Annotated in this window: 30 protein-coding genes; all 30 read left to right on the forward strand. The window is 57.6% G+C overall.

Annotation, left to right across the window (positions count from 1 at the left end; all coding sequences use genetic code 11):
* Positions 1 to 405, forward strand: a 405-nt coding sequence (locus BLR77_RS23615) for an EF-Tu C-terminal domain-related protein (RefSeq protein ID WP_074682436.1), incomplete at its 5' end; no start/stop codon positions are given.
* 155 nt (positions 406 to 560) lie between these two features.
* Complete coding sequence (rpsJ, locus tag BLR77_RS23620) at positions 561 to 872, forward strand: 30S ribosomal protein S10 (protein WP_003463313.1); 312 nt, start codon at positions 561 to 563, stop codon at positions 870 to 872.
* An 83-nt stretch (positions 873 to 955) separates the two neighbouring features.
* Entirely contained in the window at positions 956 to 1,585 is a 630-nt protein-coding gene (gene rplC, locus BLR77_RS23625) for a 50S ribosomal protein L3 (protein ID WP_017675621.1), read from the forward strand.
* Between the two features lie 14 nt (positions 1,586 to 1,599).
* Complete coding sequence (rplD, locus tag BLR77_RS23630) at positions 1,600 to 2,202, forward strand: 50S ribosomal protein L4 (RefSeq protein ID WP_036999711.1); 603 nt, start codon at positions 1,600 to 1,602, stop codon at positions 2,200 to 2,202.
* Positions 2,199 to 2,498, forward strand: coding sequence for a 50S ribosomal protein L23 (gene rplW, locus BLR77_RS23635; protein ID WP_003463306.1), 300 nt, complete (start codon positions 2,199 to 2,201; stop codon positions 2,496 to 2,498). Before rplD ends, rplW begins: the two co-directional genes overlap by 4 nt.
* 14 nt (positions 2,499 to 2,512) lie before the next feature.
* Positions 2,513 to 3,337, forward strand: coding sequence for a 50S ribosomal protein L2 (rplB, locus tag BLR77_RS23640; protein ID WP_074682438.1), 825 nt, complete (start codon positions 2,513 to 2,515; stop codon positions 3,335 to 3,337).
* A gap of 16 nt (positions 3,338 to 3,353) precedes the next feature.
* Positions 3,354 to 3,629, forward strand: a complete 276-nt coding sequence (rpsS, locus tag BLR77_RS23645; RefSeq protein ID WP_003463302.1) for a 30S ribosomal protein S19 — start codon at positions 3,354 to 3,356, stop codon at positions 3,627 to 3,629.
* A gap of 11 nt (positions 3,630 to 3,640) precedes the next feature.
* The gene (rplV, locus tag BLR77_RS23650; RefSeq protein ID WP_003103908.1) at positions 3,641 to 3,973 is read left to right on the forward strand and encodes a 50S ribosomal protein L22; all 333 of its coding nucleotides are present in this window, start codon (positions 3,641 to 3,643) and stop codon (positions 3,971 to 3,973) included.
* 13 nt (positions 3,974 to 3,986) lie between these two features.
* Positions 3,987 to 4,673: a 30S ribosomal protein S3 gene (gene rpsC / locus BLR77_RS23655; protein WP_017675617.1), complete on the forward strand. Its 687-nt coding sequence runs from the start codon at positions 3,987 to 3,989 to the stop codon at positions 4,671 to 4,673.
* A gap of 12 nt (positions 4,674 to 4,685) precedes the next feature.
* Positions 4,686 to 5,099: a 50S ribosomal protein L16 gene (rplP, locus tag BLR77_RS23660; RefSeq protein WP_003243901.1), complete on the forward strand. Its 414-nt coding sequence runs from the start codon at positions 4,686 to 4,688 to the stop codon at positions 5,097 to 5,099.
* Positions 5,099 to 5,290, forward strand: coding sequence for a 50S ribosomal protein L29 (gene rpmC, locus BLR77_RS23665; RefSeq protein ID WP_003463299.1), 192 nt, complete (start codon positions 5,099 to 5,101; stop codon positions 5,288 to 5,290). Before rplP ends, rpmC begins: the two co-directional genes overlap by 1 nt.
* 2 nt (positions 5,291 to 5,292) lie before the next feature.
* Positions 5,293 to 5,559 carry a 30S ribosomal protein S17 gene (gene rpsQ / locus BLR77_RS23670; protein ID WP_026088453.1) on the forward strand — a complete coding sequence of 89 codons (267 nt, stop codon included), beginning with the start codon at positions 5,293 to 5,295 and terminating at the stop codon, positions 5,557 to 5,559.
* A 23-nt stretch (positions 5,560 to 5,582) separates the two neighbouring features.
* On the forward strand, positions 5,583 to 5,951 hold the full coding sequence (gene rplN / locus BLR77_RS23675) for a 50S ribosomal protein L14 (RefSeq protein ID WP_003243907.1): 369 nt from the start codon (positions 5,583 to 5,585) through the stop codon (positions 5,949 to 5,951).
* A gap of 11 nt (positions 5,952 to 5,962) precedes the next feature.
* Entirely contained in the window at positions 5,963 to 6,277 is a 315-nt protein-coding gene (rplX, locus tag BLR77_RS23680) for a 50S ribosomal protein L24 (protein WP_017675615.1), read from the forward strand.
* A gap of 19 nt (positions 6,278 to 6,296) precedes the next feature.
* A complete protein-coding gene (rplE, locus tag BLR77_RS23685; RefSeq protein WP_017675614.1) occupies positions 6,297 to 6,836 on the forward strand; it encodes a 50S ribosomal protein L5 in 540 nt (179 codons plus the stop codon).
* Positions 6,837 to 6,850: 14 nt separating this feature from the next.
* On the forward strand, positions 6,851 to 7,156 hold the full coding sequence (gene rpsN, locus BLR77_RS23690) for a 30S ribosomal protein S14 (RefSeq protein WP_003463288.1): 306 nt from the start codon (positions 6,851 to 6,853) through the stop codon (positions 7,154 to 7,156).
* A gap of 194 nt (positions 7,157 to 7,350) precedes the next feature.
* Entirely contained in the window at positions 7,351 to 7,743 is a 393-nt protein-coding gene (gene rpsH / locus BLR77_RS23695; protein WP_003243915.1) for a 30S ribosomal protein S8, read from the forward strand.
* Between the two features lie 13 nt (positions 7,744 to 7,756).
* Positions 7,757 to 8,290 carry a 50S ribosomal protein L6 gene (gene rplF, locus BLR77_RS23700; protein ID WP_017675613.1) on the forward strand — a complete coding sequence of 178 codons (534 nt, stop codon included), beginning with the start codon at positions 7,757 to 7,759 and terminating at the stop codon, positions 8,288 to 8,290.
* Between the two features lie 11 nt (positions 8,291 to 8,301).
* Complete coding sequence (rplR, locus tag BLR77_RS23705) at positions 8,302 to 8,652, forward strand: 50S ribosomal protein L18 (RefSeq protein WP_017675612.1); 351 nt, start codon at positions 8,302 to 8,304, stop codon at positions 8,650 to 8,652.
* Between the two features lie 3 nt (positions 8,653 to 8,655).
* Entirely contained in the window at positions 8,656 to 9,156 is a 501-nt protein-coding gene (gene rpsE, locus BLR77_RS23710; protein WP_017675611.1) for a 30S ribosomal protein S5, read from the forward strand.
* Between the two features lie 2 nt (positions 9,157 to 9,158).
* On the forward strand, positions 9,159 to 9,338 hold the full coding sequence (rpmD, locus tag BLR77_RS23715; RefSeq protein WP_003243922.1) for a 50S ribosomal protein L30: 180 nt from the start codon (positions 9,159 to 9,161) through the stop codon (positions 9,336 to 9,338).
* Positions 9,339 to 9,340: 2 nt separating this feature from the next.
* The gene (gene rplO / locus BLR77_RS23720; RefSeq protein WP_017675610.1) at positions 9,341 to 9,772 is read left to right on the forward strand and encodes a 50S ribosomal protein L15; all 432 of its coding nucleotides are present in this window, start codon (positions 9,341 to 9,343) and stop codon (positions 9,770 to 9,772) included.
* The gene (gene secY / locus BLR77_RS23725) at positions 9,773 to 11,101 is read left to right on the forward strand and encodes a preprotein translocase subunit SecY (RefSeq protein WP_017675609.1); all 1,329 of its coding nucleotides are present in this window, start codon (positions 9,773 to 9,775) and stop codon (positions 11,099 to 11,101) included.
* Between the two features lie 28 nt (positions 11,102 to 11,129).
* The gene (gene rpmJ, locus BLR77_RS23730) at positions 11,130 to 11,246 is read left to right on the forward strand and encodes a 50S ribosomal protein L36 (RefSeq protein ID WP_002555468.1); all 117 of its coding nucleotides are present in this window, start codon (positions 11,130 to 11,132) and stop codon (positions 11,244 to 11,246) included.
* A gap of 133 nt (positions 11,247 to 11,379) precedes the next feature.
* Entirely contained in the window at positions 11,380 to 11,736 is a 357-nt protein-coding gene (gene rpsM / locus BLR77_RS23735) for a 30S ribosomal protein S13 (protein WP_003463275.1), read from the forward strand.
* A 30-nt stretch (positions 11,737 to 11,766) separates the two neighbouring features.
* Positions 11,767 to 12,156, forward strand: coding sequence for a 30S ribosomal protein S11 (gene rpsK, locus BLR77_RS23740; protein ID WP_003243933.1), 390 nt, complete (start codon positions 11,767 to 11,769; stop codon positions 12,154 to 12,156).
* 17 nt (positions 12,157 to 12,173) lie between these two features.
* The gene (rpsD, locus tag BLR77_RS23745) at positions 12,174 to 12,794 is read left to right on the forward strand and encodes a 30S ribosomal protein S4 (RefSeq protein WP_074682440.1); all 621 of its coding nucleotides are present in this window, start codon (positions 12,174 to 12,176) and stop codon (positions 12,792 to 12,794) included.
* Positions 12,795 to 12,816: 22 nt separating this feature from the next.
* Entirely contained in the window at positions 12,817 to 13,818 is a 1,002-nt protein-coding gene (locus BLR77_RS23750) for a DNA-directed RNA polymerase subunit alpha (RefSeq protein ID WP_003463273.1), read from the forward strand.
* A gap of 44 nt (positions 13,819 to 13,862) precedes the next feature.
* The gene (rplQ, locus tag BLR77_RS23755) at positions 13,863 to 14,249 is read left to right on the forward strand and encodes a 50S ribosomal protein L17 (RefSeq protein ID WP_003243945.1); all 387 of its coding nucleotides are present in this window, start codon (positions 13,863 to 13,865) and stop codon (positions 14,247 to 14,249) included.
* Positions 14,250 to 14,469: 220 nt separating this feature from the next.
* Positions 14,470 to 15,849 (forward strand): Na+/H+ antiporter NhaC family protein, encoded by a 1,380-nt coding sequence (locus BLR77_RS23760; RefSeq protein ID WP_074682546.1) that lies wholly within the window; start codon positions 14,470 to 14,472, stop codon positions 15,847 to 15,849.
* Positions 15,850 to 15,975: the final 126 nt, after the last annotated feature.

A 15,975-nucleotide genomic window follows, 5' to 3' on the forward strand; every position in this document is an offset into this window, starting at 1 on the left:
ATGTTCCGCAAGCTGCTGGACGAAGGTCGTGCTGGTGAGAACTGCGGCGTGCTGCTGCGCGGCACCAAGCGTGATGAAGTCGAGCGTGGTCAGGTTCTGGCCAAGCCGGGCACCATCAAGCCGCACACCAAGTTCGAAGCTGAAGTGTACGTTCTGTCCAAGGAAGAAGGTGGTCGTCACACCCCGTTCTTCAAGGGCTACCGTCCGCAGTTCTACTTCCGTACCACTGACGTGACCGGTTCGTGCGAACTGCCAGAAGGCGTTGAGATGGTAATGCCGGGCGACAACATCAAAATGGTTGTCACCCTGATCAAGCCGATCGCCATGGAAGATGGTCTGCGTTTCGCGATTCGCGAAGGCGGCCGTACCGTTGGTGCTGGCGTGGTTGCCAAGATCGTCGAGTAATCAACGATCCGCGGTATAGAAAAGGGCCCTTCGGGGCCCTTTTCTTTTGAACTGGTTAAAAGTTGACACCCCTGGGGGGCATCCGTACAATTGCGCCTCCCTCGAGCGGGCGTAGTCCGTCTGTGGGGATTAGCAGCTTGGAATCTGAGGTCAAAATGCAAAACCAACAAATCCGTATTCGGTTGAAGGCTTTTGACCATCGCCTGATCGATCAATCTACCCAGGAAATCGTGGAAACCGCGAAACGTACTGGTGCTCAGGTGCGTGGTCCGATTCCTCTGCCTACTCGTAAGGAGCGGTATACCGTTCTGGTCTCCCCGCACGTCAACAAAGACGCGCGTGATCAGTACGAAATCCGCACTCATAAGCGTGTTCTGGACATCGTCCAGCCGACGGATAAAACCGTTGACGCGCTGATGAAGCTTGACCTTGCGGCAGGCGTGGAAGTGCAGATCAGCCTCGGCTAAAACCTGGCGGTTTTAGTCGTGTAACGCTCTGAAATGGGCGGCCATAGCGGGTGAAAGCCCCGTACACTCATGAGGTTTACAACATGACTATTGGTGTAGTCGGTCGTAAAGCGGGTATGACCCGTATTTTCACCGAAGAAGGTGTCTCCATTCCGGTTACGGTCATTGAGATCGAGCCGAATCGCGTCACCCAGTTTAAAACCGAAGAATCCGATGGCTATCGCGCAGTGCAAGTCACTGTCGGTGAGCGTCGTGCTTCGCGTGTCACAGCAGCTCAAGCTGGCCACTTCGCCAAGGCGAACGTCGCGGCAGGTCGCACCGTTCTGGAATTCCGTCTTGAAGAAGGCGACTACCAGGCTGGCGATCTGATCAACGCTGAAATTTTCCAAGCTGGTCAACTGGTCGATGTGACCGGTCAGTCCAAAGGTAAAGGCTTCGCCGGTACCATCAAGCGTTGGAACTTCCGCGGCCAGGACAACACTCACGGCAACTCCGTGTCCCACCGTGTTCCGGGTTCCATTGGCCAGTGCCAGACCCCGGGTCGCGTATTCAAGGGCAAGAAGATGTCCGGCCACATGGGTGCTGAGCGCGTTACCGTGCAGTCCCTGGAAGTCGTACGCGTAGACGCCGAGCGTAATCTGCTGCTGGTCAAGGGTGCCGTTCCTGGCGCTACTGGCGGCGACGTTATCGTTCGTCCGGCTGCCAAGGCGTAAGGGGAGAATCTGAGATGCAATTGAATGTAAATGGCGCTCAGGCGATTGAAGTGTCGGAAGCGACCTTCGGTGGCGAGTTCAACGAGACACTGGTTCACCAAGCAGTCGTGGCCTACATGGCTGGCGGCCGTCAGGGCACCAAGGGTCAGAAGTCCCGTTCCGACGTTTCCGGTGGCGGTAAGCGCCCCTGGCGTCAGAAGGGCACTGGTCGTGCTCGTGCTGGTACCACTCGTGGTCCGATCTGGCGTGGCGGTGGTGTGACCTTTGCTGCGTCCACCCGCAACCATGATCAAAAGCTGAACAAGAAGATGTACCGCGCAGCTCTGCGCTCCATCCTTGCTGAGCTGGTTCGTACCGACCGTCTGGTCGTGGTCGAAGACTTCGCCGTTGACGCGCCGAAGACCAAGACCCTGCTGGCCAAACTCAATGGCCTGGGCCTGACCGACGTGCTGATCGTATCCGACGCTGTCGATGAGAACCTGTACCTGGCTGCCCGCAACCTGCCGCACGTTGATGTACGTGACGTTCAGGGTTCCGATCCGGTCAGCCTGATCGCGTACGAGAAGGTGCTGGTCACCGTTTCGGCCGTGAAGAAATTCGAGGAGCTGCTGGGATGAACCAGGAACGCGTATTCAAAGTGCTGCTTGGCCCGCACATCTCCGAGAAGGCCACGGTTCTGGCTGACAAGCAAGGTCAGTTCGTTTTCAAAGTCGCTACCGATGCGACCAAGCTGGAAATCAAGAAGGCTGTCGAAGGCCTGTTCGGCGTGAAGGTTGAGCGCGTTACTACTCAGAACGTTCTGGGTAAGAGCAAGCGCACCGCTCGCGGTCTGGGCAAGCGTAACGACTGGAAGAAGGCAGTTATCTCCCTTCAGCCGGGCCAAGAACTCGATTTCACCAGCAGTGCTGAGTAAGGAAGGGGTGCATCATGGCAATCGTTAAATGCAAACCGACTTCCGCTGGCCGCCGTTTTGTGGTCAAGGTGGTCAATCAGGAGCTGCACAAAGGCGCTCCGTACGCTCCGCTGCTCGAGAAGAAGTCGAAGTCCGGTGGTCGTAACAACAATGGCCGTATTACCACCCGTCATATCGGTGGTGGTCATAAGCAGCATTACCGTCTGGTCGACTTCCGTCGCAGCGACAAGGATGGCATTCCTGCCACCGTCGAGCGCGTGGAATACGATCCGAACCGTACTGCTCACATCGCTCTGCTGAAATACGCTGACGGCGAACGTCGCTACATCATCGCTCCGAAGGGCGTTTCTGCTGGCGACCAGCTGATTGCGGGCATCATGGCTCCGATCAAGCCGGGCAACAGCCTGCAGCTGCGTAACATTCCGGTAGGTTCGACCGTTCACGGTATCGAGCTGAAGCCGGGTAAAGGTGCTCAGATCGCTCGTTCCGCTGGTGCTTCCGCTCAGCTGATCGCTCGTGAAGGTGCCTATGTGACTCTGCGTCTGCGCTCCGGCGAAATGCGCAAAGTCCTTTCCGAGTGCCGTGCGACCCTGGGCGAAGTCTCGAACTCCGAGCACAGCCTGCGTTCGCTGGGTAAGGCCGGTGCCAAGCGCTGGCGCGGTGTTCGTCCGACTGTTCGTGGTGTTGCCATGAACCCGGTTGATCACCCGCACGGTGGTGGTGAGGGTCGTACCTCCGGTGGTCGTCATCCGGTGTCGCCATGGGGCTTCCCGACCAAGGGCGCGAAAACCCGTGCTAACAAGCGCACCGACAACATGATCGTCCGTCGTCGCAAGTAAATAGAGGGATACGACAGTGCCACGTTCTCTGAAAAAAGGTCCTTTTATCGATCTTCACCTACTGAAGAAGGTCGAAGCGGCGGTGGAAAAGGGCGAGCGCAAACCGGTTAAGACCTGGTCGCGTCGTTCCATGATCCTGCCGCAGATGGTCGGTCTGACCATCGCTGTGCATAACGGTCGTCAACATGTCCCGGTCCTCGTGAACGAAGACATGGTCGGCCACAAACTGGGCGAATTTGCCGGCACGCGTACCTATCGTGGTCACGTTGCCGACAAGAAAGGCAAGCGTTAAGGGGTTTGGAAATGGAAGTAGCCGCTAAGTTGTCGGGCGCTCGCATCTCCGCCCAGAAAGCTCGCCTGGTCGCCGACCAGATCCGCGGGAAGAAGGTGGGCGAAGCGCTCAACCTGCTGGCTTTCAGCAGCAAGAAAGCCGCCGAGATCATGAAGAAAGTGCTGGAGTCGGCCGTTGCCAACGCCGAGCACAACGAAGGCGCAGACGTTGATGACCTGAAGGTCAGCACCGTTTTCGTCAACGAAGGGCGTTCGCTTAAGCGCATCATGCCGCGTGCCAAAGGCCGTGCTGATCGCATCGTCAAGCGGTCTTGCCATATCACTGTCAAGGTTGCGGACAAGTAACGGAGTCGATCAGATGGGTCAGAAAGTACATCCCGTTGGCATCCGCCTGGGAATCGTCAAGGATCACACTTCGGTTTGGTATGCAGATGGTCGCACTTACGCCGACTACCTGAACGCCGACCTGAAGGTTCGTGCATACCTGCAAGACAAACTAAAAAGCGCGTCCGTTAGCCGTATCGACATCGCTCGCCCGGCTCAAACCGCACGCATCACCATCCACACCGCTCGTCCCGGCATCGTGATCGGCAAGAAAGGTGAAGATGTTGAGAAGCTGCGTCAGGACCTGACCAAGCAAATGGGTGTGCCGGTGCACATCAACATCGAAGAGATCCGCAAGCCGGAGCTCGACGGTATGCTGGTTGCACAGAGCGTAGCTCAGCAGCTGGAGCGCCGCGTAATGTTCCGTCGCGCCATGAAGCGCGCCGTACAGAACGCCATGCGTATTGGTGCCAAGGGCATCAAGATCCAGGTGAGTGGTCGTCTTGGTGGCGCTGAAATCGCCCGTACCGAGTGGTATCGCGAAGGTCGTGTGCCCCTGCACACCCTGCGTGCAGATATCGATTACGCCACCTACGAAGCGCACACCACTTACGGTGTGATCGGCGTCAAGGTTTGGATCTTCAAGGGTGAGGTCATTGGTGGCCGCACTGAAGAGCTGAAGCCGCAAGCGCCCGCTCCTCGTAAAGCTGCTAAGAAATAAGGAGTACGCATCATGTTGCAACCAAAGCGTACGAAGTTCCGCAAGCAGATGACCGGCCACAACCGTGGTCTGGCTCAGCGCGGTAGCAAGGTCAGCTTCGGCGAGTTCGCGCTGAAGTCTGTCGCCCGCGGTCGTCTCACCGCCCGCCAGATCGAGTCCGCTCGTCGTGCTCTGACTCGTCACGTAAAACGTGGCGGCAAGATCTGGATTCGCGTATTCCCGGACAAGCCGGTTACCAAGAAGCCTCTCGAAGTGCGGATGGGTAAAGGTAAGGGTGGCGTCGAATACTGGGTAGCCCAGATCCAGCCAGGCAAGGTCCTGTACGAGATCGAAGGCGTTTCCGAAGAGCTGGCGCGTGAGGCTTTCGCCCTGGCTGCTGCAAAGCTGCCGCTCGCCACCACCTTTGTTAAGCGGACGGTGATGTGATGAAAGCGACCGAACTTCGTGAAAAAACCGCACAGCAACTGAACGAGCAACTGCTCGGTCTGCTGCGCGACCAGTTCAATCTGCGCATGCAGAAAGCAACTGGCCAGTTGGGGCAGTCTCACCTGCTCTCGCAAGTTAAGCGCGACATCGCTCGTGTGAAAACTGTGCTCAACCAGCAGGCAGGTAAGTGATCATGGCTGAAGCCGAAAAAACAGTCCGTACGCTGACCGGCCGTGTTGTCAGCGACAAGATGGACAAGACCATCACCGTTCTGATCGAGCGCCGTGTAAAGCACCCGATCTACGGTAAATACGTCAAGCGTTCGACCAAACTGCACGCTCACGACGAAACCAACCAGTGCAAGATCGGCGACAAGGTTTCCATTCGCGAAACCCGTCCGCAGTCCAAGACCAAGTCCTGGGCTCTGGTTGAAGTCGTCGAACGCGCAGTTGACGTCTAAGGGCTAGGGGTCGGAGAAATTTTATGATTCAGACTCAATCCATGCTCGATGTTGCTGACAACAGTGGTGCACGTCGCGTTATGTGCATCAAGGTGCTGGGCGGCTCTCATCGTCGCTACGCCGGCATCGGCGACATCATCAAGGTCACCGTCAAGGAAGCAATTCCGCGCGGCAAAGTGAAGAAAGGTCAGGTCATGACCGCAGTGGTTGTTCGTACCCGTCACGGCGTTCGTCGTGCCGACGGTTCGATCATCCGCTTCGACGGCAACGCTGCTGTTCTGCTGAACAACAAGCAAGAGCCGATCGGTACCCGTATCTTCGGGCCAGTGACCCGTGAACTGCGTTCCGAGAAGTTCATGAAGATCGTCTCGCTCGCCCCTGAAGTGCTTTAAGGAGATCCGACATGCAAAAGATTCGTCGTGACGACGAGATCATCGTGATCGCCGGTAAAGACAAAGGTAAGCGCGGTAAGGTGCTCAAGGTTCTCGCTGACGACCGTCTGGTCGTCGGTGGCATTAACCTGGTGAAGCGTCATACCAAGCCGAACCCGATGTCGGGCGTTCAAGGCGGTATCGTCGAGAAAGAAGCGCCTCTGCACGCTTCCAACGTTGCCATCTTCAACTCTGAGACCAACAAGGCTGACCGCGTTGGCTTCAAGACCGAAGACGGCAAGAAAATTCGTGTCTTCAAGTCCACCCAGAAGCCGGTTGGCGCTTGAGAATCCGTAGGTAAATACCATGGCACGACTGAAAGAGATTTACCGGAAGGAAATCGCGCCCAAGCTGAAGGAAGAACTGAAGCTGGCGAACGTGATGGAAGTTCCGCGCATCACCAAGATCACCCTGAACATGGGCCTGGGCGAAGCGATCGGTGACAAGAAGATCATCGAAAACGCTGTTGCCGACCTCGAGAAGATTACCGGTCAGAAAGTCGTTGTGACTCATGCCCGCAAGTCGATCGCAGGTTTCAAGGTTCGTGAAGGTTGGCCGATTGGCGTCAAGGTCACTCTGCGTCGCGAGCGTATGTACGAGTTCCTGGATCGTCTGCTGTCCATCTCCCTGCCGCGCGTGCGTGACTTCCGCGGCCTGAATGCCAAGTCCTTCGATGGTCGTGGCAACTACAGCATGGGCGTGAAAGAGCAGATCATCTTCCCGGAAATCGATTACGACAAAATCGATGCGCTGCGTGGTCTGGACATCACCCTGACTACCACTGCCCGTAACGATGATGAAGGCCGCGCTCTGCTGCGTGCTTTCAACTTCCCGTTCCGCAACTGATCGGAGTCTGGATAATGGCCAAGACAAGCATGAAGAACCGCGAGCTGAAGCGTCAGCAAACGGTTGCCAAGTACGCCAAGAAGCGTGCCGAGCTGAAAGCCACCATCGCTAATCCGAACACCAGTCCGGAAGCGCGTTGGGAAGCCCAGGTCGCACTGCAGAAGCAGCCGCGTGACGCCAGCGCTTCGCGCCTGCGTAACCGCTGCCGCATCACCGGCCGTCCGCACGGCGTTTACCGCAAGTTCGGTCTGTCGCGTAACAAGCTGCGCGAAGCCGCCATGCGCGGTGACGTACCGGGCCTGGTGAAAGCCAGCTGGTAATCAGCCGTAGCTGTAAGCAAAGCCGGCCTTGTGCCGGCTTTGCCTTTTATTGAACAAGCCCCTTTTGGGGCTTGCTTCATTTTTGATCGGTCTCTAGAATGTCCGGCTCTCCTGAGCCTGGTATTTCCATGCCGAGCTTTTGGATGATCCCACAGCCTTCGGGCTGTTCTTTTTGTATCAGGAGCGTCTAGCCCATGAGTATGCAGGACCCGTTAGCGGACATGCTAACTCGTATCCGTAATGCCCAGATGGCTGAAAAGTCCGTCGTAAGCATGCCTTCTTCCACTCTGAAGGTAGCAGTAGCCAAAGTTCTGAAAGACGAAGGTTACATTGCGGGTTATGAAGTCAATGGTGAAGCCAAGCCACAACTGTCCATCGAGCTGAAGTACTTCGAAGGCCGTCCGGTCATCGAGGAAGTCAAGCGCGTGAGCCGTCCTGGCCTTCGTCAATACAAATCCGTCGATGACCTGCCGAAGGTTCGCGGCGGTCTCGGTGTTTCCATCGTCTCCACCAACAAAGGTGTGATGACGGATCGCGCTGCGCGCGCTGCCGGTGTCGGCGGCGAAGTGCTCTGCACCGTCTTCTAAGGGGGGGATAAGCATGTCTCGCGTTGCTAAGAACCCCGTTGTGCTGCCTGCCGGTGTCGAGATCAAACTCGCCGGTCAGCAGCTCTCGGTCAAGGGTGCCAAGGGCGCTCTGGAACTGAACGTTCACTCGTCCGTTGAAGTGATCCAGGAAGGTAGCGAACTGCGTTTCGCCGCTCGTAATGGCGATCAGCAGAACCGCGCTATGGCCGGTACTACTCGCGCCCTGGTGAACAACATGGTCATCGGTGTCAGCCAAGGCTTCGAGCGTAAGCTGCAGCTGGTCGGCGTGGGCTACAAAGCTCAAGCCAAAGGCCAGGTGCTGAACCTCGCACTGGGCTTCTCCCACCCGATCGACTACGAACTGCCGGAAGGCGTCGTGGCTGAAACCCCGAACCAGACCGAAATCCTGATCAAGGGTATCGACAAGCAACTGGTGGGTCAGGTGGCTGCGGAAATCCGTGACTTCCGTCGTCCTGAGCCCTACAAGGGCAAAGGCGTTCGTTACGCGGATGAAGTTGTCCGTCGTAAAGAAGCCAAGAAGAAGTAAGGGGCTGAAAAATGACCGACAAAAAAGTTACTCGTCTGCGTCGCGCTCGCAAAGCACGCCTCAAAATGCACGAGCTCGAAGCCGTGCGTCTGTGCGTGTACCGCTCTTCGCAGCACATCTACGCCCAGGTCATCTCGGCCGACGGCAGCAAGGTTCTGGCCAGCGCCTCTACCTTGGACAAAGCACTGCGTGATGGCGCCACCGGCAACGTCGACGCAGCCAAGAAAGTTGGTGCGCTGGTTGCTGAGCGTGCGAAAGCCGCTGGTGTGACCCAGGTGGCATTCGACCGTTCTGGCTTCAAGTACCACGGCCGCGTCAAGGCGCTGGCTGATGCTGCTCGTGAAGGCGGGCTGGAGTTCTAAGTTATGGCAAATAACGACCAAAAGCGCGACGAAGGCTACATCGAGAAGCTGGTTCAGGTTAACCGCGTTGCCAAGACCGTAAAGGGTGGCCGTATCTTCACTTTCACCGCGCTGACCGTGGTAGGTGATGGTAAGGGTCGCGTCGGTTTCGGCCGTGGCAAGTCCCGCGAAGTTCCGGCTGCTATCCAGAAAGCGATGGAAGCTGCTCGTCGTAACATGATCCAAGTTGATCTGAACGGCACCACTCTGCAGTACCCGATCAAGTCCGCTCACGGCGCCTCCAAGGTGTTCATGCAGCCGGCTTCGGAAGGTACCGGTATCATCGCCGGCGGCGCCATGCGCGCTGTTCTGGAAGTGGCTGGTGTGCAGAACGTTCTGGCCAAGTGCTACGGCTCGACCAACCCGGTGAACGTGGTTCATGCCACTTTCAAGGGTCTGAAGACCATGCAGTCTCCAGGTTCCGTTGCAGCCAAGCGTGGCAAGAGCGTCGAGGAGATTCTCTAACCATGGCTAATACCGTCAAAGTGACTCTGATCAAGAGCACCAATGGCCGTCTGGCCAATCACAAAGCTTGCGTCAAGGGCCTTGGCCTGCGTCGTATCGGTCACACCGTAGAGGTTCTGGATACTCCGGAAAACCGCGGCATGATCAACAAGGCTTACTACCTGCTGAAGGTGGAGGGTTAATCATGCAACTGAACGATCTGCGTTCCGCGCCGGGTGCCCGTCGCGAGAAGCACCGTCCGGGCCGTGGTATCGGTAGCGGTCTGGGTAAGACTGGTGGCCGTGGCCACAAAGGTCAAACCTCCCGCTCCGGTGGCTCCATCGCTCCGGGCTTCGAGGGTGGTCAGCAGCCGCTGCACCGCCGTCTGCCGAAGTTCGGCTTCGTCTCCCTGAAGGCTATGGACCGCGCTGAAGTGCGTACCTCCGAGCTGAACAAGGTAGAAGGTGTTGTAACTCTGCAGGCTCTGAAGGATGCCAATCTGGTTGGCCATCACGTACAGCGTGTGAAAGTCATGCTGTCCGGTGAGGTTACCCGTGCGGTCACCCTGAAAGGTATCGCTGCCACCAAAGGTGCGCGTGCGGCTATCGAAGCAGCTGGCGGTAAGTTCGAGGACTAAATGGCTAAGCAAGGTGCTCTCTCAGCGCTGGCAGGTGGCGGGTTGTCCGAACTCTGGGCTCGTCTGCGCTTCCTGTTCCTGGCGATCATCGTCTACCGGATAGGTGCGCACATCCCGGTTCCTGGCATCAACCCAGACCGACTGGCGGATCTGTTCCGGCAGAATGAGGGGACCATTCTTAGCTTGTTCAACATGTTTTCCGGCGGCGCGCTGGAGCGGATGAGCATCTTTGCACTGGGGATCATGCCGTACATTTCGGCATCGATCATCATGCAGCTGATGACCGCCGTCAGCCCGCAGCTGGAACAGTTGAAGAAGGAAGGTGAAGCTGGCCGTCGCAAGATTAGCCAGTACACCCGCTACGGCACTCTCGTCCTGGCGTTCGTTCAGGCCATCGGTATGTCCGTTGGCCTGGCGAGTCAGGGCGTTGCGTTCTCGGGCGATTTCGGCTTCCACTTCGTGGCGATCACCACTTTTGTGGCGGGCGCGATGTTCATGATGTGGCTGGGCGAGCAAATCACCGAGCGCGGTGTCGGCAACGGTATCTCGATGCTGATTTTTGCAGGCATCGTGGCCGGTCTGCCGTCGGCGATCGGGCAGTCTTTCGAGTCTGCTCGTCAGGGCGATATCAACATCTTCGCTCTGATCGCCATCGGCCTGCTGGCAGTAGCGATCATCGGTTTCGTGGTGTTCATTGAGCGTGGTCAGCGTCGCATTGCGGTGCACTATGCCAAGCGTCAGCAGGGCCGCAAGGTCTTCGCTGCGCAGACCAGCCATCTGCCTTTGAAGGTGAACATGGCGGGCGTAATCCCGGCCATCTTCGCCAGCAGCCTTCTGCTGTTCCCGGCCTCGCTGGGTGCCTGGTTTGGTCAGTCCGAGGGTTTGGGCTGGCTGCAGGACATTTCGCAGGCTATCGCTCCTGGTCAGCCGTTGAACATTCTGCTGTTTAGTGCAGGGATCATTTTCTTCTGCTTCTTCTATACAGCGCTGATGTTCAACCCGAAAGACGTAGCGGAAAACCTGAAGAAGTCCGGTGCCTTTATTCCGGGCATCCGTCCGGGCGAGCAGTCTGCACGCTATATCGATGGCGTTCTGACCCGCTTGACCATGTTCGGTGCTCTGTACATGACGGCCGTGTGCCTGCTGCCCCAGTTCCTGGTGGTTGCAGCCAACGTTCCGTTCTACCTTGGCGGGACCTCGTTGCTGATCGTGGTCGTGGTTGTAATGGACTTCATGTCCCAAGTGCAATCGCACCTCGTGTCTCACCAGTACGATTCCCTGATGAAGAAAGCCAACCTGAAGGGCTATGGCAGCGGCATGCTCCGCTGATCCACCCGTAAGGTTCGAGGAGTTGGTAATGAAAGTTCGTGCATCGGTGAAAAAGCTGTGCCGTAACTGCAAAATTATCCGTCGCGAAGGTGTCGTGCGGGTGATCTGCAGCGCAGAGCCGCGTCACAAGCAGCGCCAAGGCTGAGTGTGAACCACGCGTGATAAGCCCGGCAGCTAGTGCGCTGCCGGGTTGATTATTTGTTATTACAGCGTTAATATCTCGCGCCCTATTTCTTGGCTTCCGGGGCGTAGGTAGCTGTCAATTGGAGTTCCACTGAATGGCCCGTATTGCAGGCGTTAACATTCCGGATAACAAGCACACTGTTATCTCGCTGACTTACATCTTTGGTGTTGGTCGCACCACTGCACAGAAAATCTGTGCCGCTACCGGTGTAAATCCGGCTGCGAAAATCAAGGATCTGACTGACGAGCAGATCGAACAGCTGCGTGGCGAAGTAGCCAAGGTGAATACCGAAGGCGACCTGCGTCGTGAAGTGAATATGAAGATCAAGCGCTTGATGGATCTGGGTTGCTACCGTGGCCTGCGTCATCGTAAAGGTCTGCCGGTTCGCGGTCAGCGTACCAAGACCAACGCTCGCACCCGTAAGGGCCCGCGTAAGCCGATCCGCAAGTAATCGCATTCGCGAATCGACAGGAATTTAGTCATGGCAAAACCTGCTGCTCGTACTCGTAAAAAAGTCAAAAAGACGGTGGTTGATGGCATCGCCCACATCCACGCGTCTTTCAACAACACTATCGTGACCATTACCGACCGTCAGGGTAACGCCCTGTCCTGGGCTACCTCCGGTGGTTCGGGTTTCCGCGGCTCGCGTAAGTCCACTCCGTTTGCTGCCCAGATCGCCGCCGAGCGCGCTGGTCAGGCTGCACTGGAATACGGTCTGAAGAACCTCGACGTCAACGTCAAAGGTCCAGGCCCAGGTCGCGAATCCGCCGTGCGTGCTCTGAACGCCTGCGGCTACAAAATCGCCAGCATCACCGACGTGACGCCAATCCCGCACAACGGGTGCCGTCCGCCGAAGAAGCGTCGCGTGTAATCAGGAGACAGTGAGAAATGGCTCGTTACATTGGTCCCAAGTGCAAACTGTCTCGTCGTGAAGGCACCGATCTCTTTCTGAAGAGTGGTGTTCGCGCGCTTGAATCTAAGTGCAACATCGAAGCAGCCCCGGGTATCCACGGCCAACGCCGTGGCCGTCAGTCCGACTACGGCACCCAGTTGCGTGAGAAGCAAAAGGTTCGTCGTATCTACGGCGTACTGGAGCGTCAATTCAGCGGTTACTACAAGCAAGCTGCCAGCCAGAAAGGCGCCACCGGCGAAAATCTGCTGCAACTGCTGGAGTGCCGTCTGGACAACGTGGTTTACCGTATGGGTTTTGGCGCTACTCGTGCCGAGTCCCGTCAGCTGGTTTCGCACAAAGCGATCAGCGTCAACGGTCAGACCGTAAACGTACCGTCCTACCAAGTTAAGGCTGGCGACGTCGTTGCTATTCGCGAGAAATCGCGCAATCAGCTGCGCATCGCTCAGGCTCTCGAGCTCTGCGCCCAGCGTGGCCGTGTTGAGTGGGTAGAAGTAGACGCCGAGAAGAAGTCTGGTGTGTTCAAGAACGTACCGGCTCGTGGCGATCTGTCCGCTGACATCAACGAGAGCCTGATTGTCGAGCTCTACTCCAAGTAAGGGCTAGAAAATAGGTGCATCCATGCAGATTTCGGTAAATGAGTTCCTGACCCCCCGTCACATCGATGTGCAGGAGGTCAGTCCGACCCGCGCCAAGATCACCCTCGAGCCTCTCGAGCGTGGCTTTGGCCATACCCTGGGCAACGCGCTGCGTCGCATCCTGTTGTCCTCCATGCCTGGCTGTGCAGTAGTCGAGGCCGAGATCGATGGCGTACTCCATGAGTACTCCGCGATCGAAGGTGTGCAGGAAGATGTAATCGAGATCCTGCTCAACCTGAAAGGCCTGGCTATCAAGCTGCACGGCCGTGACGAAGTGACCCTGACTCTGGCTAAGAAGGGCCCGGGCGTAGTTACCGCTGCCGATATTCAGCTGGATCACGATGTCGAAATCGTCAATGGCGACCACGTAATCGCCAACCTGGCCTCCAATGGCGCGCTGAACATGAAGCTCACCGTAGCTCGTGGTCGCGGCTATGAGCCGGCTGACGCGCGTCAGAGCGACGAAGATGAAAGCCGCAGCATTGGTCGCTTGCAGCTGGATGCTTCGTTCAGCCCTGTGCGTCGGGTTGCTTACGTGGTGGAAAACGCCCGTGTCGAGCAGCGCACCAACCTGGACAAACTGGTTATCGACCTGGAAACCAACGGTACTCTGGACCCTGAAGAGGCTATCCGTCGTGCCGCGACCATTCTGCAGCAGCAGCTGGCCGCGTTCGTCGACCTCAAAGGTGACAGTGAGCCAGTGGTGGTCGAGCAGGAAGACGAGATCGATCCGATCCTGCTGCGTCCTGTCGATGACCTGGAACTGACCGTACGTTCGGCCAACTGCCTCAAGGCAGAGAACATCTACTACATCGGTGACCTGATTCAGCGCACCGAAGTAGAGCTGCTCAAAACCCCGAACCTGGGCAAGAAATCCCTGACCGAAATCAAGGATGTTCTGGCTTCTCGCGGTCTGTCCCTCGGTATGCGCCTCGACAACTGGCCGCCGGCAAGTCTGAAGAAAGACGATAAGGCCACTGCCTGATCGTCATCATCACCGAACGAACAAGTTTGGTAAGGAATTGAACCATGCGTCATCGTAAAAGTGGCCGTCACCTCAGCCGCACCAGCGCTCACCGCAAGGCCATGTTCCAGAACATGGCGGTCTCGCTGTTCGAGCACGAGCTGATCAAAACTACCCTGCCGAAAGCCAAGGAGCTGCGTCGCGTTGCCGAGCCGCTGATCACCCTGGCCAAGGAAGACAGCGTTGCCAACCGTCGTCTGGCCTTCGACCGTACCCGTTCGAAAGCCATCGTCGGCAAGCTGTTCAACGATCTGGGCAAGCGCTACGCCACCCGTAACGGCGGCTACCTGCGCATCCTCAAGTGCGGTTTCCGCGCTGGTGACAACGCTCCGATGGCTTACGTTGAACTGGTCGACCGTCCGGTCGGCGGTTCGGTCGAAGCTGCCGAGTAAGTTGCTGGTTGTACAAGAAACCGGGCCTAGTGCCCGGTTTTTTGTTGCCTGACGTTCTTCTGGATCTGTTCGGCCGTTGTTGCTGGCCATTCGGAGGACGTTCCATGTGAATGATTTTCCGCACGTCGTGTTTGATATTGTGTGCGCCGCGGGCCTCGGGTAAGGTGCGGCAGTCTCCGCTTCGCCGCTGCGCCGGCCTCAATAAGAACAATTGCTGATCATGTCCGAACCTACTGCTCTGAGTCTTATCCCTCCTGCCGTTGTCCTGACCCTTGCCATCTGGCTGCGTCGTCCAATACTCGCCTTGCTGATCGGTGCCTGTAGCGGTTTGTTGCTGCTCTCGCCGCAGGACGCGTTGAGTAGTTTCGCCGAGATTTCACTGAAGGTGATGCAGGACGAAACCATCGGCTGGCTGATCCTGGTGTGCGGCAGCTTCGGCGCGCTGATCGCCCTGCTGGTACGTACCGGTGGCGCCCTGGCCTTCGGTCGCAGCGCCCTGAAGCTGGCCAAGGGACGTCGCTCTTCGCTACTGATGACCTTCGTTCTCGGCGTGGTGATCTTCGTTGACGACTACCTCAATGCCCTGACGGTGGGCGAGACCATGAAGCGCGTCACCGACCGTTTCAAGATTTCGCGCGAGAAGCTGGCTTACGTGGTGGATTCCACCGCTGCGCCGATCTGCGTGCTGGTTCCGCTGTCGACCTGGGCGGTGTTCTTCGGCGGTCTGCTTGAGAACAACGGCATCGCCGAGAGTGGCCAGGGCATCAACGTGTATATCCAGGCCGTTCCTTACATGCTCTACGCCTGGGCCGCGGTGCTGCTGGTGGTGTTGGTGGCTGCCGGGTTGTTCCCGGATATTGGCCCAATGCGTAAGGCCGAGCTGCAGGCGCGCCATGGCTCTGCCGGAGCCATGCACGTCGGTGAGCTGAGTCCCGAGCACAACTACTCGATGAAGTCGCTTGAGGAGGAGTTCGAGGGTGCCAACAAGGAGACCGGCAAGCTCTACAACTTCCTGGTGCCGCTGGGCATGCTGGTGGGCTTCACCGTGTATTTCGACATCGACGTGTGGATGGGCATGATCGCCACCATGCTGCTGACCCTGCCGTTCTATCTGGTGCAGCGCCTGATGCCGTTGTCGGAGATGCTCGATCAGATGGTCGATGGCTTCAAGACGATGCTTCCGGCCATTGGCATCTGCGTGGCAGCGTTCGTCTTCAAGGATGTCTGCGATCAGCTGATGCTGCCGCAGTACGTGGTCGAGACGCTCAAACCCTACATGACGCCGCAGATGCTGCCGGCCATGGTGTTCCTGTGCATGGCGGTGCTGTCGTTCGCCACCGGCTCGTCCTGGGGTATCTTCGCCGTGACCATTCCCATCGTCATGCCTCTGGCCTACGCGCTGGGCGCGGACATTCCGCTGGTGATCGGGGCGCTGATGTCAGCCTCGGCCTTCGGCAGTCAGGCTTGCTTCTACAGCGACTCCACCGTGCTGGCCGCACAGGGCTCGGGCTGCAACCTGATCAGCCATGCGATCACTCAGCTGCCTTATACGCTGGTGGCTGCCGCAGTGGCTTTCGTGGGATTCATTATCGTCGCCTGAATCCTGTTGCAGGTACTCAGAAAGCGGGCCTTGGTGGCCCGTTTTTTCATGGGGCGGGCGAAAGAAAATAACTATCGAGCCGTTACGCTTCATGAATTGGTTCGCCTGGCGAAGCGGGTCTAGGCT

This window comes from Ectopseudomonas alcaliphila, assembly GCF_900101755.1.
GTDB classification, from domain to species: domain Bacteria; phylum Pseudomonadota; class Gammaproteobacteria; order Pseudomonadales; family Pseudomonadaceae; genus Aquipseudomonas; species Aquipseudomonas alcaliphila.

Bases quoted from the DNA above. Each gene is read 5' to 3' on its own strand.
- rpsJ (WP_003463313.1), top strand. From the start codon at position 561: ATGCAAAACCAACAAATCCGTATTCGGTTGAAGGCTTTTGACCATCGC.
- rplC (WP_017675621.1), top strand. From the start codon at position 956: ATGACTATTGGTGTAGTCGGTCGTAAAGCGGGTATGACCCGTATTTTC.
- rplD (WP_036999711.1), top strand. From the start codon at position 1,600: ATGCAATTGAATGTAAATGGCGCTCAGGCGATTGAAGTGTCGGAAGCG.
- rplW (WP_003463306.1), top strand. From the start codon at position 2,199: ATGAACCAGGAACGCGTATTCAAAGTGCTGCTTGGCCCGCACATCTCC.
- rplB (WP_074682438.1), top strand. From the start codon at position 2,513: ATGGCAATCGTTAAATGCAAACCGACTTCCGCTGGCCGCCGTTTTGTG.
- rplV (WP_003103908.1), top strand. From the start codon at position 3,641: ATGGAAGTAGCCGCTAAGTTGTCGGGCGCTCGCATCTCCGCCCAGAAA.
- rpsC (WP_017675617.1), top strand. From the start codon at position 3,987: ATGGGTCAGAAAGTACATCCCGTTGGCATCCGCCTGGGAATCGTCAAG.
- rplP (WP_003243901.1), top strand. From the start codon at position 4,686: ATGTTGCAACCAAAGCGTACGAAGTTCCGCAAGCAGATGACCGGCCAC.
- rpmC (WP_003463299.1), top strand. From the start codon at position 5,099: ATGAAAGCGACCGAACTTCGTGAAAAAACCGCACAGCAACTGAACGAG.
- rpsQ (WP_026088453.1), top strand. From the start codon at position 5,293: ATGGCTGAAGCCGAAAAAACAGTCCGTACGCTGACCGGCCGTGTTGTC.
- rplN (WP_003243907.1), top strand. From the start codon at position 5,583: ATGATTCAGACTCAATCCATGCTCGATGTTGCTGACAACAGTGGTGCA.
- rplX (WP_017675615.1), top strand. From the start codon at position 5,963: ATGCAAAAGATTCGTCGTGACGACGAGATCATCGTGATCGCCGGTAAA.
- rplE (WP_017675614.1), top strand. From the start codon at position 6,297: ATGGCACGACTGAAAGAGATTTACCGGAAGGAAATCGCGCCCAAGCTG.
- rpsN (WP_003463288.1), top strand. From the start codon at position 6,851: ATGGCCAAGACAAGCATGAAGAACCGCGAGCTGAAGCGTCAGCAAACG.
- rpsH (WP_003243915.1), top strand. From the start codon at position 7,351: ATGAGTATGCAGGACCCGTTAGCGGACATGCTAACTCGTATCCGTAAT.
- rplF (WP_017675613.1), top strand. From the start codon at position 7,757: ATGTCTCGCGTTGCTAAGAACCCCGTTGTGCTGCCTGCCGGTGTCGAG.
- rplR (WP_017675612.1), top strand. From the start codon at position 8,302: ATGACCGACAAAAAAGTTACTCGTCTGCGTCGCGCTCGCAAAGCACGC.
- rpsE (WP_017675611.1), top strand. From the start codon at position 8,656: ATGGCAAATAACGACCAAAAGCGCGACGAAGGCTACATCGAGAAGCTG.
- rpmD (WP_003243922.1), top strand. From the start codon at position 9,159: ATGGCTAATACCGTCAAAGTGACTCTGATCAAGAGCACCAATGGCCGT.
- rplO (WP_017675610.1), top strand. From the start codon at position 9,341: ATGCAACTGAACGATCTGCGTTCCGCGCCGGGTGCCCGTCGCGAGAAG.
- secY (WP_017675609.1), top strand. From the start codon at position 9,773: ATGGCTAAGCAAGGTGCTCTCTCAGCGCTGGCAGGTGGCGGGTTGTCC.
- rpmJ (WP_002555468.1), top strand. From the start codon at position 11,130: ATGAAAGTTCGTGCATCGGTGAAAAAGCTGTGCCGTAACTGCAAAATT.
- rpsM (WP_003463275.1), top strand. From the start codon at position 11,380: ATGGCCCGTATTGCAGGCGTTAACATTCCGGATAACAAGCACACTGTT.
- rpsK (WP_003243933.1), top strand. From the start codon at position 11,767: ATGGCAAAACCTGCTGCTCGTACTCGTAAAAAAGTCAAAAAGACGGTG.
- rpsD (WP_074682440.1), top strand. From the start codon at position 12,174: ATGGCTCGTTACATTGGTCCCAAGTGCAAACTGTCTCGTCGTGAAGGC.
- BLR77_RS23750 (WP_003463273.1), top strand. From the start codon at position 12,817: ATGCAGATTTCGGTAAATGAGTTCCTGACCCCCCGTCACATCGATGTG.
- rplQ (WP_003243945.1), top strand. From the start codon at position 13,863: ATGCGTCATCGTAAAAGTGGCCGTCACCTCAGCCGCACCAGCGCTCAC.
- BLR77_RS23760 (WP_074682546.1), top strand. From the start codon at position 14,470: ATGTCCGAACCTACTGCTCTGAGTCTTATCCCTCCTGCCGTTGTCCTG.